This window comes from Neorhizobium sp. R1-B (genome assembly GCF_004368875.1).
GTDB classification, from domain to species: domain Bacteria; phylum Pseudomonadota; class Alphaproteobacteria; order Rhizobiales; family Rhizobiaceae; genus Neorhizobium; species Neorhizobium huautlense.
On the sequence record NZ_SOEM01000017.1, the window covers coordinates 55,710 to 68,583 of the forward strand.

A 12,874-nucleotide genomic window follows, 5' to 3' on the forward strand; every position below is an offset into this window, starting at 1 on the left:
CAATCCAATCTGCGCAGGCCTAAGCCTGAGCTGGCGGATCGAAAACGCGGCGAGGCACTGACATTTTGATCAGGAGGCCCTGCGGCTGCCACTCTCTTGAAACTTCTCCATTGAGGGTGCGGACGATCATCTGTTCCAGTCTCGTACCAAATCCCGCATCTGTTGGTTCGGCTTTACCAGAAGGTCGTCCGCCCGTTTCAAGCCACGAGATCTCGAGGCTTTCCCCGTGCGCGGCCACCGTCACGTCCAATCGCCCGTCCGCATTGGATAGGGACCCGTATTTTACGGCATTGGTCGCATATTCATGAAAGAGCAGTGCAAGGCTCGTTACGCGTTCGGCGCTGATCGGTGCGTCTTCTCCGTGAAGGTGCCACTGTCGTTCCTCACCTTGGCCGAACGGTGAGAGCAGGCTGGACAACAGCTGGGACAGAGTCGTCGAACGCTCTTGAAACGCTTCGTCGCCGGTGAAGCTCGGCAGTGTCATCTCGTGGGCTTGCGAGAGGGCGACAAGACGGTCTTTCATTGTCGAGGCGAGCTCACCCGGGCTCTGCGCGGTGCGGGCCGCCAGGGTGATGATGCTACCGGTGATGGCAAACAGGTTCTTGACCCGATGATGCATCTCTCGAAGCAGAAGATCCTGGCGTTCCGCTGCGCGCTTTCGATCCGAAATATCCCGGGCGATCTTCGAGGCTCCGATAATCCTGCCGTCGCCGTTGCGAATCGGCGAGATCGTCAGCGAAATGTCGAGTAAGGTGCGATCCTTACGACGCCTGATCGTTTCGAAATGATCGACCCGCTCCCCGGCATGGATTCGTGCGAGGATCGCCGGCTCCTCGTCAAGCCGATCCTCAGGAATGAGGATCGTAACCGGCTTTCCGACAGCTTCTACGGCGGTGTACCCGAAAAGCCGCTCGGCGCCTTTGTTCCAGGTGGTGATGATCCCCTGAAGGGACTTGCTGACGATAGCGTCCTCGGAGGATTCAATGATAGCGGCCAGGAAGGCGGCCGCGTCGTGCTCCGGCTTATCCGCTCCTGCGGCAGCATCAGGCGGCCGGAAGCGTCCGTCGGCTCCGTCGCCATCGCCGCTATCATGTCTGTCTGCCATTGGCGTTACGTACCCTGGGATGTTATCGAAAAGTTGGATGGAAAGAGCCCTACTCCCGTGGGAACATTAGCTCCCCACGCCAAGAAATAAAGGCTTTTGTATCGCCCGGCTGTTGCAAAATCGCGTGACGGTTTTACGGTGCGGCCGAACCCCACATCCTGGACGACCATCGCGATGAACGAACTTCCAAGACTATCAACCGGCATATCCGGTCTGGACACCATTCTTGGAGGCGGCCTTGTGGAAGGCGCATCCTACATCATCCAGGGCCACCCGGGTGCGGGCAAAACCATCTTCGCCAACCAGGTCGCCTTTGCCAACCTTTCGCGAGGGGGCAAGGTGCTTTACGTCACCCTTCTCGCCGAGACCCATGACCGGCTGTTTCAGTCGCTCGGAACGCTGGAGTTCTTCGACAACGCGCAGCTGGGGACTTCCATCACCTATGTCAGCGTCTTCCAGACACTGAGGGATGAAGGCCTTTCCGCTGTTGTGAGCCTGATCCGCCAGGAAATCGCCAGGAAAGAAGCAACGCTGCTGGTCTTTGACGGCCTCCTCAGCGCTCGCGATCGGGCCGACACGCAGCTCGACGTCAAGACCTTCGTCGCCGAAGTCCAGAGCCAGGCCGCGTTTGTTGGATGCACCGTTCTTTTCCTCACCAGCACCCGGATTGCAGAAGATAGCCCCGAACACACCATGGTCGACGGCGTCATAGAGCTTAAGGATGAGCTATCCGGTGTAAGAGCCGTACGGCGCCTTCAGGTGAGGAAGTCGAGAGGAAGTGCCGCTCTCGGCGGGTACCACCAGTTCGAGATTACCTCGGCCGGCATCACTGCATACCCGCGAATGGAAGCAATCGTGGCTCCGACGGTTGCTCCGGATGATCATAATCCTCCCCCTCCCCTCTCAAGCGGCACAAATGGACTGGATCGATTAATGGGTGGCGGCCTTCCTCGCAGCTCGGTCACGCTGATGTTCGGTCCTTCCGGCTGTGGGAAGACCGCAATGGGACTCAACTTCTTAAGCCAGGCAAGCAAGGAAGAACCTGGATTACATTTCGGCTTCTACGAAACACCGGCCCGCCTTCGGGCCAAAGCGCGCGCATTAGGCGTCGATCTGGACACGCCACTCGAATCCGGCGCCTTGGAAGTCATCTGGAACCCGATGACCGAGAACCTGCTCGACAAGCTCGGGCACCGTCTGCTTGATGCGATCCGGACGCGCGGCGTCAAGCGCCTGCTGATCGATGGTTTGGGCGGTTTTGAGCGCGCCGCCGTCCACCCGCCGCGGCTCGTGGAATTTTTTGCAGCGTTGATGAACGAGATACGTCGGCTCGGCGTTACCACCATTGCGACCTGGGAACTGCGGGACCTGTTCGGCCCGACTGTGGCGGCTCCGGGCCCGGAGATTTCAAGCCTCCTGGATAATCTCGTGATGCTGCGCCATGTAGAGATCGACTCGCGGTACAAGCGCACCATATCGGTGCTCAAGGTGAGGGATAGCGCCTATGAGCCGGTCATTCGGGAGATCGAGTTTGGACCTCGTGGGATAGCGGTTTCCGCGCCGCTCGAGGCAGTGATCGGCGCAGCCACCGGCGTGGCGACACCCTCACCGAATTGATTCAAGTCTGGCTGAAAGAGCATGAGCAGCAACAGATGCCATTGATCGTAATCGCCGAGGATGAGTTCCTGATCGCTGACGTTCTGGCCATCATGCTGGAAGATGCCGGTTACGAAGTCGCCACGGCATCACATGGCAAGGCAGCCTTGGCTCTCGTGCGCGAAAAGCGTCCTTCGCTGGTAATTACAGATTTCATGATGCCGCTGATGACCGGGCTAGAGTTGGCTCAGGCAATGCGCGGAGACGGTGAGCTATCGCACATTCCGATCATTCTGACGAGTGGAGCACAGGGAAGCATCGGTCGCGCCAATCCAGACGTGTTCGATGTCGTCCTCGACAAGCCTTACAACGAGAAGAAGTTGATCGCAGCAGTGAGAGCGCTCCTGGCGGAACCAGATTGAACCAGCCAGCAAGTTCCGGATTTTGCAGCAGATGGCGGAACAGGTTCTCCTGCCGGCAGTTCTGAACCTATGACCCAGGACACTGAAAAAGACTTAGCAAAGATCATCGGGCGCGCTGGCCGAGAGAGGAACAGGATGACTGCGCGCCTTGTTCTGCAGCGTGGCGATGAATCGGTTCAACGGCGGCGATCCCATGCCATTCGAGCGTGCGATGCGCGAGTCCAGGACAGACACGGGTATCTCTCAGCTCCAAACGGCGTGTGGTGGATGACGTTCTTCCCGTCACAGCCCGCTTTTGGATCAAGATGGTGGCTTTTAGATAACCATTACGCACGCGACCGTGCTATTGCGGTTTTGCGTTAGAGGAGGCTAAATCATGGTAGGCAGACGGGACGTTTCTTTTGAAGAGTGGCGCGCTCTTCTGCATCTTTTCAGAGCTGAAGACGTGGCGCTTAAGGAGAACGAACAAAGGCTCCTTCATCTCGGGTTGATCGATCAAGGCGACGGCATCGCACTCAGCGCGGCGGGGAGGACGCTTATAGAGCACGAGCTTCTGTTGGAGCGGAGAAACCGCCTTCAGCACTAATGGCGGTCTGGGCTGGGCAAAAGGCCAACCGCCTGTAATGAGGCCACCGTCCCGGGGTCTATCGGGACGTCCGAGAAAGCCCGCAGCGCGTTCGCAAATCTACGGTACGATAGGCCAGACAAACCGATTGCTTTCCGTCAGAACAATCCAGGAGCGTTCGTCGTCAAGACCCAGACGCCGCTTGGTGGCAGCCGGGATTTCAACGGCGTCTTGCGGGTCGGATGGCGGCGAATGCGTGACGGGGGAAACTCTCACGGCCGGCGTTCCGTCTTCCAGAGTAGCGACGATCGCCAGGACAAGCACCGGACGGTCTTTGTCTGCCTCCTCCCGTCCTTCGAGATGCTGCCAATGCCAGATATAAGAATATCGGAAGAGCCAGCCGACCTTTGGTTCAGTCGGCAGCATGCTTTTCCGTCAACAGTTCGGCATTGAGATGATATTACGGAACAAAGGAGTTTTGCCATGACATCCACAGTAACCGCTGCGGCGGTGTCGAAAAATTTCGGGGCTTATCAGGATGCCGCTGTCCGTGAGCCGCTGATCATCACCAAGAACGGCCGCCCGCGCACGGTGTTGATAGCTTATGAGGATTATCTCCGGCTGGCGAAACGGGATCGCCGGGTTGAACTCTCGGCAGCCCTTGGTGACGATGAACTCGCAGCCATCGAAGCTTCGCGGATGGAGCCGGGCCTGGTGTGATTCCGGGAAATGCGATTCTCGATCCTGCTAGAGATGACGAGAGAGGCTTCCACGGTTCGCCGTTCGGGGGCCTTTTTCTTTTGCGGTTCAGTCTCCGTTTGTTTCGGTTTTCGATCCTTTGTATTCCTCGTACAAACTACCGATGTGTGAAGACAGCCATTCGCTGAAAGGCCTTGCTTCAACATTCGTAAGCTCGATGGCAACCTTCTTGGCCTTCGAATTCATCACCATGTTCAATGCGCGATCGGTCGAAGTCCAGTCCCGGACAGGGACTTGAGTCTTCGGCTTTCTCGCGGCTGATTTGACTTGTACCGCTTCAGGTAGTTGTGGAGCGTATCGAAGCGCTCGTTCTCAGAAAGCTTTCGGAATTCGGCGGATTCCGAAAACTCCACTGCTACCTTCGACAGGGCAGGGGCAAGAACAAGCTGACGAAGGCTCAGCCATCGGTCGCGCCCTATTTTCTTGAACGCTCCCAATGCCGCGATTACTGATCTCGGCACTGCCTCGACCACCGCGAGCATCTTCGAGAGCATTGCTTCGTCGATGGCGAGCGAGGAACGAACCGTTTCCTTGGTCATGCCTGAGCCAATCAGGTTCTGTGCGAAGTAGGCGCGCTCGATGAAGGATAGGTTTGACCGGGCCGCGTTTTCCTGGCCTTGAACGATGGCCGAGGTGGTGTCGTCGAGCTGCTTGACGATTGCCTTGACCGGAACCCCAAGCTCACGAGCCACCCTGAGGCAACGATGCCCGAAGACGACCATATATCGCTTGGCGTCTGTCGAACTCGGGCGAACAAGGATAGGCGTCGTCTGTCCTGCTTCCTTGATCGCCTGAAGCAACTCCTGAAATTCTTCCCCATCGTCCGAAAGGCGGTCGGCCACGAAGGAGACATCGATCAGTCGCGGATCAAGATCCACGATAACCTCACCTTCCATAAGCTTCTTGGTGTTCTCGGCCATGTCCTCGATGGAGCGGACCACCGTCTTCGCAGCCCCCGTCATGCCATAGCCGGGCTTGGTCGGCGTCTGGTTTGCCGAGATCGACGCCATATCCAGCTTGGCGAAAGGATTTTCACGAGACATGAATACCCTCCAGATTTAGTGTCAACGCCAATAAGCCGTTGAAATTACGTAGTAAAATACCAAAAAAACGGCTGACAAGTGTCTCATTTTCGCCCCCAGGCACCGTGGATGAGCTCAACAATCTCCGCATTGGCCGAATTCAGGCTTTCCATGGCTCGGTCGTAGGTCGCCCGGACGAATTCTCCCCGTTCGACCTCATACAAAGTCTGCTTCTTGATCGACGCATCGGAAATCGCGGTCGACTTCAGCACGTGGTTTCTCGGCATTTGCTGTGCAAACATGACTGCATGAACCCGACCATCTGAGCCTGCGGGATGTCCGTGGGTTCAAATCGTGTGATGAGGTAGCGGAACCATTGAACACGCATTTCGGCGCCTGCCTCGGCGACCGGTCCCATGATCCCGCCGAGCATCATCAAAAACTGGCTCATCGACATGATGTCCAACATCTGAGGGTGGATGGTAATGAGGTGCAAAGCGCCCGATGGACAAGCGGTCGTCACCGGGATCGGCGGAGACGGCAAAGGGCCGGCTCCGTGCCATCGGTATAGAGCGCAGTCCGCTCACCGAGCGGATGATCCCCCACGCCGAAATCTTATTGCATATTTCGCATAAAATACGTAAATTACCTACTTCAAAATCGAGGCCGAAGATGAAGCAGTATACGTTTTCCGACATGAACCGGGCGTCCGGAGAAATCCTGGAGGCCGCCATGATCGAACCGGTCGCTCTCACCAAGCGCGGCAAGCAGAAGCTGGTGATCCTCACAGCCGATGCCTATGAGCGCCTGAAGGGTGAGCAGCATACCAAAGCTTACCTCCTGGAAGATGCTCCCAACGACATCCATAACGAGTTGATGGAAGGCATCGATGCAATCCTCGACGAGGCGGATCGCAATGCTTGAACGGGGCCAGATCGTCCGCTTCCATTATCTGTGGGCCAGACAGGCGGATGCCGGCGAGGAATCCGGCCGCAAGGCGCGACCGGTTTGCATCGTCGTGCGCGCGCTCGGCAATCCCGGTGCTGTCTACCTCTTCCCGATCACCTCACAGGAACCGCAGGACGGTCGCATTTCACTTTCCTTTTCCGAAATGGAATGCCGCCGCGCCGGTCTTTCCTTTCCGTGCTGGATCATTCTCGATGAGTATAATCGCGTCGATCTCGACAAGGCTTTCGACTTCGCCTCGACCCGGCCCATCGGCAGTGTAAGCACCGCCTTCCTCGAAAAGATCGCAACGGCAGTCAAGCAAGCTTCCGCAATCCGCCGGCTTAGGGGCGTCAACCGATCTTAGGGGAATGATATGGCGATGAACGATCTTGAATGCCCCGCACTCAAGCGGTGGCTGAAGATCGCCCGGTAACGTGAACCATCTTGGAGACCTGCATTTGGGGCCAGGCGGACGTTTCCCACGAGGCTCCGGAAAACCCTACGGCGCTATATGGGAGCGCGGGTTTCCTCCGCTTGGCTACCGCTCGCCTGCGATGCCGGCTCACTCCGGCCGCGGTCGCGCCGCCTGGCGGCACTGCGGCTGGAAAACGAATTCGAACAGCGCTCGCGCGCAGACTTAACCTGTCGATCGCGCCAGCGCGACGTGAAACGAGCACGGAGCGATCCGGAAAAGATGAAGAGTATCGGAGAAATCAGTATAGCGCCGGCCGACGCTCTGGATTTCGAGAATTCTCGCTGCGCAGGGAGCGGAATGAGGGCAGCCGCAGGAGCTTAAACATAGCGGCCCGGAGGGGAAGCGGGATCGACTGCCCCCGCTGCTTGCGCTCCGTTTTTCATGGGCGGGTGGGGAGTTTCGAGGGGTGGGCCGCCAGGGGGCACCCCTCGCGCCTGGCCCGCTCCGCTCGATGCGGCTCGGGACAGGCTGCGGCGTTACCAGCCACGCTTGTCGTTTGGCGCTCGCCGATCTGACTGAGGCCGCTACGGCATTCGTTTTCTGCAGTGGTACGTTATGATTGTCTCCATCCCGAGTGAAGGTTGCCGAGGAGACAGAAATAGAAACCCGCGTCTTCGGCAGGCTGCAGCTTCCAAAAGTCGAACGTGCGCTGACCCACCACCGGATGTTGCTCATGCCAGTTTTGATACCAGGGTTTTAGACTGTTGTACAAGTCGAAGAAGACCGCTGTCGCCAGTCACAGATATTCCTGCCCGTCAACAATAAGCTGAGCCAGTCAAATGTCAGAAGGAGCAGGCAGAGGTTACGTCGCATCCCTCACTGAGCCACTTGTGGCCGCTAGCGGCTTCCTCGAGTTGGGGTAAGGTCCTGTTGCCCTCTCTAAAGAGATTGATGAATACCTCCGCCGCCAAGGCCGCGTCCGGAGAATGTCTCGAGATCGAATGTGCAAGGCACCACTGCTCCAGCGCGGCGTCCAGGATCTTGAGCTCCGCCGGCCCAAACGTCGCGTCAAAGAATTCACTCATCTAACCCTCCCTTGATTCCTTTTTGTTTTGAAGCGGAGGTATGGATTCGAATGGCGCCATTCAAGGAGGTGTTTGGCGGCGGCCAGTGTATTGCGGCTGCAACATGCCTTGCGGATAAAGGCCTTCCGGGTCGCCTCACCCAAGCTTTCGCTTTGACACCAAAAACCTTCAGCAGCATCGTTGGGCGAGGCTGGAGCGGTTCGATATGTTTTCTTCTTACGATACCCTCGACAATGAGGACTTGACGGTTTTGCGTCAGGTTCTCGAGGAAGTTTGCGCCGAAAAGCAAATCACTCTCGACAGCGACGCGGCAGCGGCAACTGCTCGGGACTTGGTGAACTGGTACCTCTTTGGGATCAAACAGCCTCAACAACTGAAAGCAATACTCAAACCGCTTGCGTGAATGCGAGGTCTTGATGGGTATAGAACCGCAGCTTGCGTTCTCTGCCCTTCCCATCACCGACGTTCGTAATAGAAGTCATGGCGGCTCAATCCGCCCGCGCCTCGCAGGCGCTTGTTTAGGCAACTAGGCCAAGAAGACTTAGTCCTTCTTTTAGATCGGAGAAACAGCGGGCCGGTCGGATCCTGAAGGTCATGCTGTTCGGTTCATATAGCCGCGGCGGCTGGGTGGAAGACCACAAGAGCGGTTATCGCTCCGACTACGATATTCTGGTCGTCGTCAACATGCACAGCGTCGGAGAGGAAAACGAGCTCTGGCACGATGTCTCCGATCATTTTTTGCGCGAGCTATTGGTGACAAAGACGATCGAGACGCCAGTCAATGTCATCGTGCACACGCTCCAGGATGTGAACGACCAGCTCGCCCGGGGAAGGCCGTTCTTCATCGACATCATTCGTGATGGCATCGTGCTCTAGGAGAAGGAAGGTCATCCGTTTGTGGCGCCGAAGCCGCTAGATGAAGATGAGGCCTTGGAGGAGGCCAAGGGCTACTACGAGCGGTGGTTTCCAAGCGCACTGGCGTTCGGGATTCAGCAGATTCTCTTCTCCGACGAGGCAACCCGACAGAAGCGGCAATCAACTGCCATCAATCGACAGAACGCCTCTATCACTGCGTCCTACTCGTACTCACTGTCTACAGCCCGAAATCGCATCGGCTCAAATCACTGCGCTCGTCAGCCGAATGACTTGAACCGAAGCTGATCGAAGCATGGTCGCGTGACACGAAGTTTGCCCGACGCTGCTTCGAGCGGCTCGATCGTGCCTATGTCGACGCGCGATATTCGCCGCACTACGAGATCGCAGAAGAAGAGCTCCGCTGCTGATCGAACGGATCCAGGCTCTGCAAAACCTTGTCGAGCAGATCTGTAGGGAAAAGCTGGAAGGATATCGGCCGACGACGGGCACTTCCTGTTGAATGTATTGATTTCGAGGTTTCTGCGGCGGCTTTTGCGATGGCGGTCATCCCGTGAGCCACGCCAGCGGATTGAGACTGATCATCTTACCCAGAACTCAGGCAGGTTCAGTGCTCGAACCGCTCCAGCATCTTCTTCAATTGTGCATTTTGCAGTTGAAGCTTGCTCGCCAATTGCTCCCGCAGCAGCTGAATCTCTTCATCAAGGCTTAGCGTGTTGTCATTAACGGTGGGAACATCCGCCGAGGTCGGCGGAACGACTTCAAGCACTTTCGCCTTCTTGCCGCGTCTGCGACGACCTGGCTCGACGCGTTGGCGAAGCTGGGCCGGTTTCGCAGCAACTGGATCAACCGTATCGGCACTCTCAGACTGGACCGCATCAGCAGCCTCCGCGAAGTCGCTGCCTTCCACATCGGCCGTCCCCTGAGCGCTGATCACTGCCGTGGAATGCTGAAGATCCGCTAACGTCTCATCGGCTTGATCCTGCAGTTGCAGCTCTTCAACTGCCAGTCCATCGCTGGCGCTCACGCTTCCTTCGCTGGCGGGAATCTCAGAGGGCGTGACGATAGCCAACAGTTCCGGCGTCACGTCGTCAGCAGAACCGTTTTCTGGCCGCTGCTGCCGTCGCGGCGACACCAGCCGAGCCAGGAATTTCCAGGGAGACGCCATTTTGTCGACCTCTTATTCCACCCTGCATGCAGGCTGCGCGTTCAATCCTTGGCGGCAAAAATTACCGCCGCCAAAGTGAACATCTCGATAAGCATGAAATGCGGCCAGCGCTTGGCCGCGTGCTGCAGATCAATCGAGGTTCAGCCGCTTCCGCAGATCGGCATTTTCAGCACGAAGCTTCTCAGCCAGCAGCTTGCGAAGTCGCCGGTTTTCTTCCTCCAGCTGCAGAAGATCGGCCATCTCGTCAATTGCCGCCGGCGAAGGAGCAGCGACTGTTGGCACAGCCTTCGGACCACGTTTGACCGGCCCCCGCTTGGCACTCATTGCACCACCGTCAGACTTGGCCTTGCGTCCCCTCCTCTGCTTTCCAGCTGGGACGTTTAAAGCAGCGACGGGTTCCGCCGCAACTTCTGCAGACTGCGTTTCGGCGGCCGCCTTTTTGGCGCGCGGTTTGCGCTGTTTCTTGGGCACATCGGGCGATGCTGCGGCTGGCGCTTCAGCATCAGCGATCGTATCGTTTTCGTCTGCCATTCTGCTCTCCTGTAAATCCGATGCAGTTGTCTGATGCTCGATCGACACTGTCAATAATGGTCCGGCCGGTTCTTCGGGAGATAAAGATCCGCCACCGCCGGTTTTGCTATCTGGTGAGCCGACTGGCGAAAATGGCAGTGCCTCTTCCAGTATATCTTGTGACAGGGATTTGAGGTTTATGTCTCCCCAGATCGAATTGGATTTCGGTTCGGTCTTTCGCCGGCCGGATTTGTACTCGACGGCAAAATTGCGTTGTACTTTTTTCAATTGTGAAGCCTGGGTGCCTGCGGAGGTGTTTCACCGACGCTGTGAGCATCGCGACAAGCCTTGCAAATAGCGGCTCCCGCGCTGGCGGTCTATATCATCACGATTGTGTCCACCAGAGCAGGTACAAGCATACCAGTCTTCTTAAACGCAGATTCAACACAGCGCCCTACCAGAAACATGTCGGCGGCAATATTGCCGAGGACCGCAATTGCTCCTCAGGGAATGGTGACTTGGGGCCGATTCTGGACAGAACGAGTCAGGCGAAGAAACGGACAAAGCCGCCGCCCCGCAGTCGCCCATTGCAGACTGGAAGCCTCCTTGAGTCGACCATTGAAGCCATTAAGTAACATTACGCCTCAGCCCTTCGTCGATCTCGTGCGGCCTAGGGCAACCTCACGGCGTGCACTTTTAAGCGAAGTGGCGAACCCAGAATCGGGATCTTGCAGCAACCGCTCTGTCGCATTGACGTGCTGCCGAACCGCCACGTCTCGGTTTTCTGCCGCGAAAGCAAGGACAGGCGCGATCACGTCCTTTCCCAACGCAACAAGGGCCCGACTCAAACTGAGCTGAGCCTCGGCGCTTCCGTGGCCAAGGCGGGCGGCGAGTTTTCCCGCCAACCAGTCGCGCTCGCTTTCGGGCACCAGCGCCACGGCCGAATACCAGGCCGTGCGGACAACGCCCTGATCCTCGTCATCCAGGCGACCCGCCACGGCTGGCCACGCCGTCCGATCCTTGAACTTGGACAGCGTGTGGAGGGCCTGGCGCCTAGCCTGTGGTTCCGGGCGGGCCAGTTCCTCGACCACGCGCGGGACCACTCTATTCGCCGGGAGCCGGATCAGCGCCCAAGTCAGCATTTCACGGACCTGGAAATCCTGCTCGACCACACATTGACGCAACAAGATTTCCAGGTCCAGCAACGAAGGGCTCATCCCCGCTCGGAGGGCCGCTTTGAGACGCATTGATGGGTCGGGGTTGGATAAAGCGGCTTCGAGAGGGCTCATCGGAATATCGGTTTAAAGTTCGGAGAGGACCTTTGGTTGGTTGGCCACTCATGGCCGGACCGGCTGTTACTCAGTTCGGCCGACTGCTCGCTCTGGAGTGCAGCCCGAAACCCCGGTTCATAACCTGTGCCGGCTCCCTCGGTTTTGTCGATCACGGTCATGCCTCCAGGCATGCGCTAACGAGCTTAAGCAACATCGCGGCGTCGACCGGCGATGCGATGAGGATGATCTTGACGCTGCGACGCTCGGGGTCATGCGCAATATCGACCGAGATGGGCGCGCCGGAGGGTTCTTTGCCTTTGGAGGCTCCGAGCAAAACGGCTGACAGGCGTTGCAGAAGCGCCGGATCGACATCTTTAATGTCCACAATGCTGGTGGCTCTGGCCTCGTGCACGTCATTCGGACTATTCGAACCAGCGAAGGTGTTCAGGTCGGACCGCATCACTCGATACTGCTTGCCGACCTTGGCCGCGCGCAGCCGCCCCTCCCGGATAAACCGCAGAACGGTCTTCGGATGCAATTGCAGGAGTTGAGCGGCAGCTTCAACGGTCAAGAATTCAGTTGCCATTCGCCCTCATTATTCCCTATTGTTCTCATGAGAGGATAATGAAGGCGTTATAGGGAGTCAATACTGTCGGCTGTGAGGTGGCCGTCCCAACGGCAGGAACTGACGGTGAACCAAAAGCTATCTCGCGAGCCAGAACAAGCATTCGACCGCCCTATATGCCGGCGGAAACGAGCGGCCGCGAGCTCACCAGCTCGATGAGGCCGGGCAGAGTTGAGGATAATAGCTGGCCTATCAGGCGCCGCTCCATCATCTGTTTTGCCAGCCCCAGCCGGTCATGCTCCTTGAGGCCGAGCTCCGCGGCCGCGACGATGCCATTGACGATCGCCAGCAGCCTTGTGTCGCGACCGCGATGCCGGCGCCGCTCGACGGCGACGGATTTGAGGCCGAGATTGACGGCAGTCAGATGCGCCGCCGTTGTCAGTCCTGCCTGCCGCAGCGCTTCGGCGGCCAGCAGCCGGCCGGGCCATGGCGCGTGCTGCAGGATCTGCAGCACGTTCCAGGCGTCGAAGGCGATCGTCGCCCGCAATACCCCCCCGGCCTGGCTGCTCT

At 57.9% G+C, this 12,874-nt stretch carries 14 protein-coding genes and 3 pseudogenes; 7 read left to right on the forward strand and 10 right to left on the reverse strand.

Going from position 1 to position 12,874, the window contains the following annotated elements:
• Positions 1 to 19: 19 nt before the first annotated feature.
• The gene (locus EDE05_RS20050; protein ID WP_134102569.1) at positions 20 to 1,105 is read right to left on the reverse strand and encodes a PAS domain S-box protein; all 1,086 of its coding nucleotides are present in this window, start codon (positions 1,103 to 1,105) and stop codon (positions 20 to 22) included.
• Between the two features lie 174 nt (positions 1,106 to 1,279).
• Here EDE05_RS20050 and EDE05_RS20055 point away from each other — a divergent pair, with 174 nt between their 5' ends.
• Together EDE05_RS20055 and EDE05_RS20060 are read left to right on the forward strand one after the other, a co-directional pair.
• Positions 1,280 to 2,722: an ATPase domain-containing protein gene (locus EDE05_RS20055; RefSeq protein WP_134102572.1), complete on the forward strand. Its 1,443-nt coding sequence runs from the start codon at positions 1,280 to 1,282 to the stop codon at positions 2,720 to 2,722.
• Positions 2,723 to 2,757: 35 nt separating this feature from the next.
• Positions 2,758 to 3,123 (forward strand): response regulator, encoded by a 366-nt coding sequence (locus EDE05_RS20060; RefSeq protein ID WP_134102574.1) that lies wholly within the window; start codon positions 2,758 to 2,760, stop codon positions 3,121 to 3,123.
• 685 nt (positions 3,124 to 3,808) lie between these two features.
• Here the strand turns inward: EDE05_RS20060 and EDE05_RS20070 are convergent.
• Positions 3,809 to 4,114, reverse strand: coding sequence for a hypothetical protein (locus EDE05_RS20070; protein WP_245519946.1), 306 nt, complete (start codon positions 4,112 to 4,114; stop codon positions 3,809 to 3,811).
• 57 nt (positions 4,115 to 4,171) lie between these two features.
• On the opposite strand from EDE05_RS20070, the gene EDE05_RS20075 reads away from it, so the two are divergent.
• Positions 4,172 to 4,408, forward strand: a complete 237-nt coding sequence (locus EDE05_RS20075) for a type II toxin-antitoxin system Phd/YefM family antitoxin (protein WP_134102580.1) — start codon at positions 4,172 to 4,174, stop codon at positions 4,406 to 4,408.
• Positions 4,409 to 4,495: 87 nt separating this feature from the next.
• Here EDE05_RS20075 and repB read toward each other — a convergent pair.
• Positions 4,496 to 5,490, reverse strand: a pseudogene (repB, locus tag EDE05_RS20080) (plasmid partitioning protein RepB).
• Positions 5,491 to 5,573: 83 nt separating this feature from the next.
• Positions 5,574 to 5,959, reverse strand: a pseudogene (locus EDE05_RS20085) (plasmid partitioning protein RepA); the annotation flags it as partial.
• A 182-nt stretch (positions 5,960 to 6,141) separates the two neighbouring features.
• Between EDE05_RS20085 and EDE05_RS20090 the strand changes: the two are divergent.
• Together EDE05_RS20090 and EDE05_RS20095 are read left to right on the forward strand one after the other, a co-directional pair.
• Positions 6,142 to 6,393: a type II toxin-antitoxin system prevent-host-death family antitoxin gene (locus EDE05_RS20090; protein ID WP_132413472.1), complete on the forward strand. Its 252-nt coding sequence runs from the start codon at positions 6,142 to 6,144 to the stop codon at positions 6,391 to 6,393.
• The gene (locus EDE05_RS20095) at positions 6,386 to 6,781 is read left to right on the forward strand and encodes a type II toxin-antitoxin system PemK/MazF family toxin (protein WP_132413470.1); all 396 of its coding nucleotides are present in this window, start codon (positions 6,386 to 6,388) and stop codon (positions 6,779 to 6,781) included. Before EDE05_RS20090 ends, EDE05_RS20095 begins: the two co-directional genes overlap by 8 nt.
• Positions 6,782 to 7,674: 893 nt before the next feature.
• Here EDE05_RS20095 and EDE05_RS20100 read toward each other — a convergent pair.
• On the reverse strand, positions 7,675 to 7,917 hold the full coding sequence (locus tag EDE05_RS20100) for a hypothetical protein (protein ID WP_134102583.1): 243 nt from the start codon (positions 7,915 to 7,917) through the stop codon (positions 7,675 to 7,677).
• A gap of 205 nt (positions 7,918 to 8,122) precedes the next feature.
• Between EDE05_RS20100 and EDE05_RS20105 the strand changes: the two genes are divergently transcribed.
• The gene (locus EDE05_RS20105) at positions 8,123 to 8,320 is read left to right on the forward strand and encodes a hypothetical protein (protein WP_134102585.1); all 198 of its coding nucleotides are present in this window, start codon (positions 8,123 to 8,125) and stop codon (positions 8,318 to 8,320) included.
• A 191-nt stretch (positions 8,321 to 8,511) separates the two neighbouring features.
• Positions 8,512 to 8,793: a nucleotidyltransferase domain-containing protein gene (locus EDE05_RS20110; protein ID WP_134102587.1), complete on the forward strand. Its 282-nt coding sequence runs from the start codon at positions 8,512 to 8,514 to the stop codon at positions 8,791 to 8,793.
• 604 nt (positions 8,794 to 9,397) lie between these two features.
• On the opposite strand, the gene EDE05_RS20120 is transcribed toward EDE05_RS20110, so the two are convergent.
• From EDE05_RS20120 to EDE05_RS20140, 5 genes and pseudogenes are all read right to left on the reverse strand, one after another.
• Entirely contained in the window at positions 9,398 to 9,958 is a 561-nt protein-coding gene (locus EDE05_RS20120) for a hypothetical protein (RefSeq protein WP_134102590.1), read from the reverse strand.
• A 129-nt stretch (positions 9,959 to 10,087) separates the two neighbouring features.
• Positions 10,088 to 10,756 (reverse strand): transcriptional regulator, encoded by a 669-nt coding sequence (locus EDE05_RS20125; protein WP_134102593.1) that lies wholly within the window; start codon positions 10,754 to 10,756, stop codon positions 10,088 to 10,090.
• A 356-nt stretch (positions 10,757 to 11,112) separates the two neighbouring features.
• Positions 11,113 to 11,673 (reverse strand): HEAT repeat domain-containing protein, encoded by a 561-nt coding sequence (locus EDE05_RS20130; protein WP_245519947.1) that lies wholly within the window; start codon positions 11,671 to 11,673, stop codon positions 11,113 to 11,115.
• A gap of 241 nt (positions 11,674 to 11,914) precedes the next feature.
• Entirely contained in the window at positions 11,915 to 12,310 is a 396-nt protein-coding gene (locus EDE05_RS20135; RefSeq protein ID WP_166675484.1) for a helix-turn-helix domain-containing protein, read from the reverse strand.
• A gap of 169 nt (positions 12,311 to 12,479) precedes the next feature.
• Positions 12,480 to 12,854, reverse strand: a pseudogene (locus EDE05_RS20140) (DUF1612 domain-containing protein); the annotation flags it as partial.
• Positions 12,855 to 12,874: the final 20 nt, after the last annotated feature.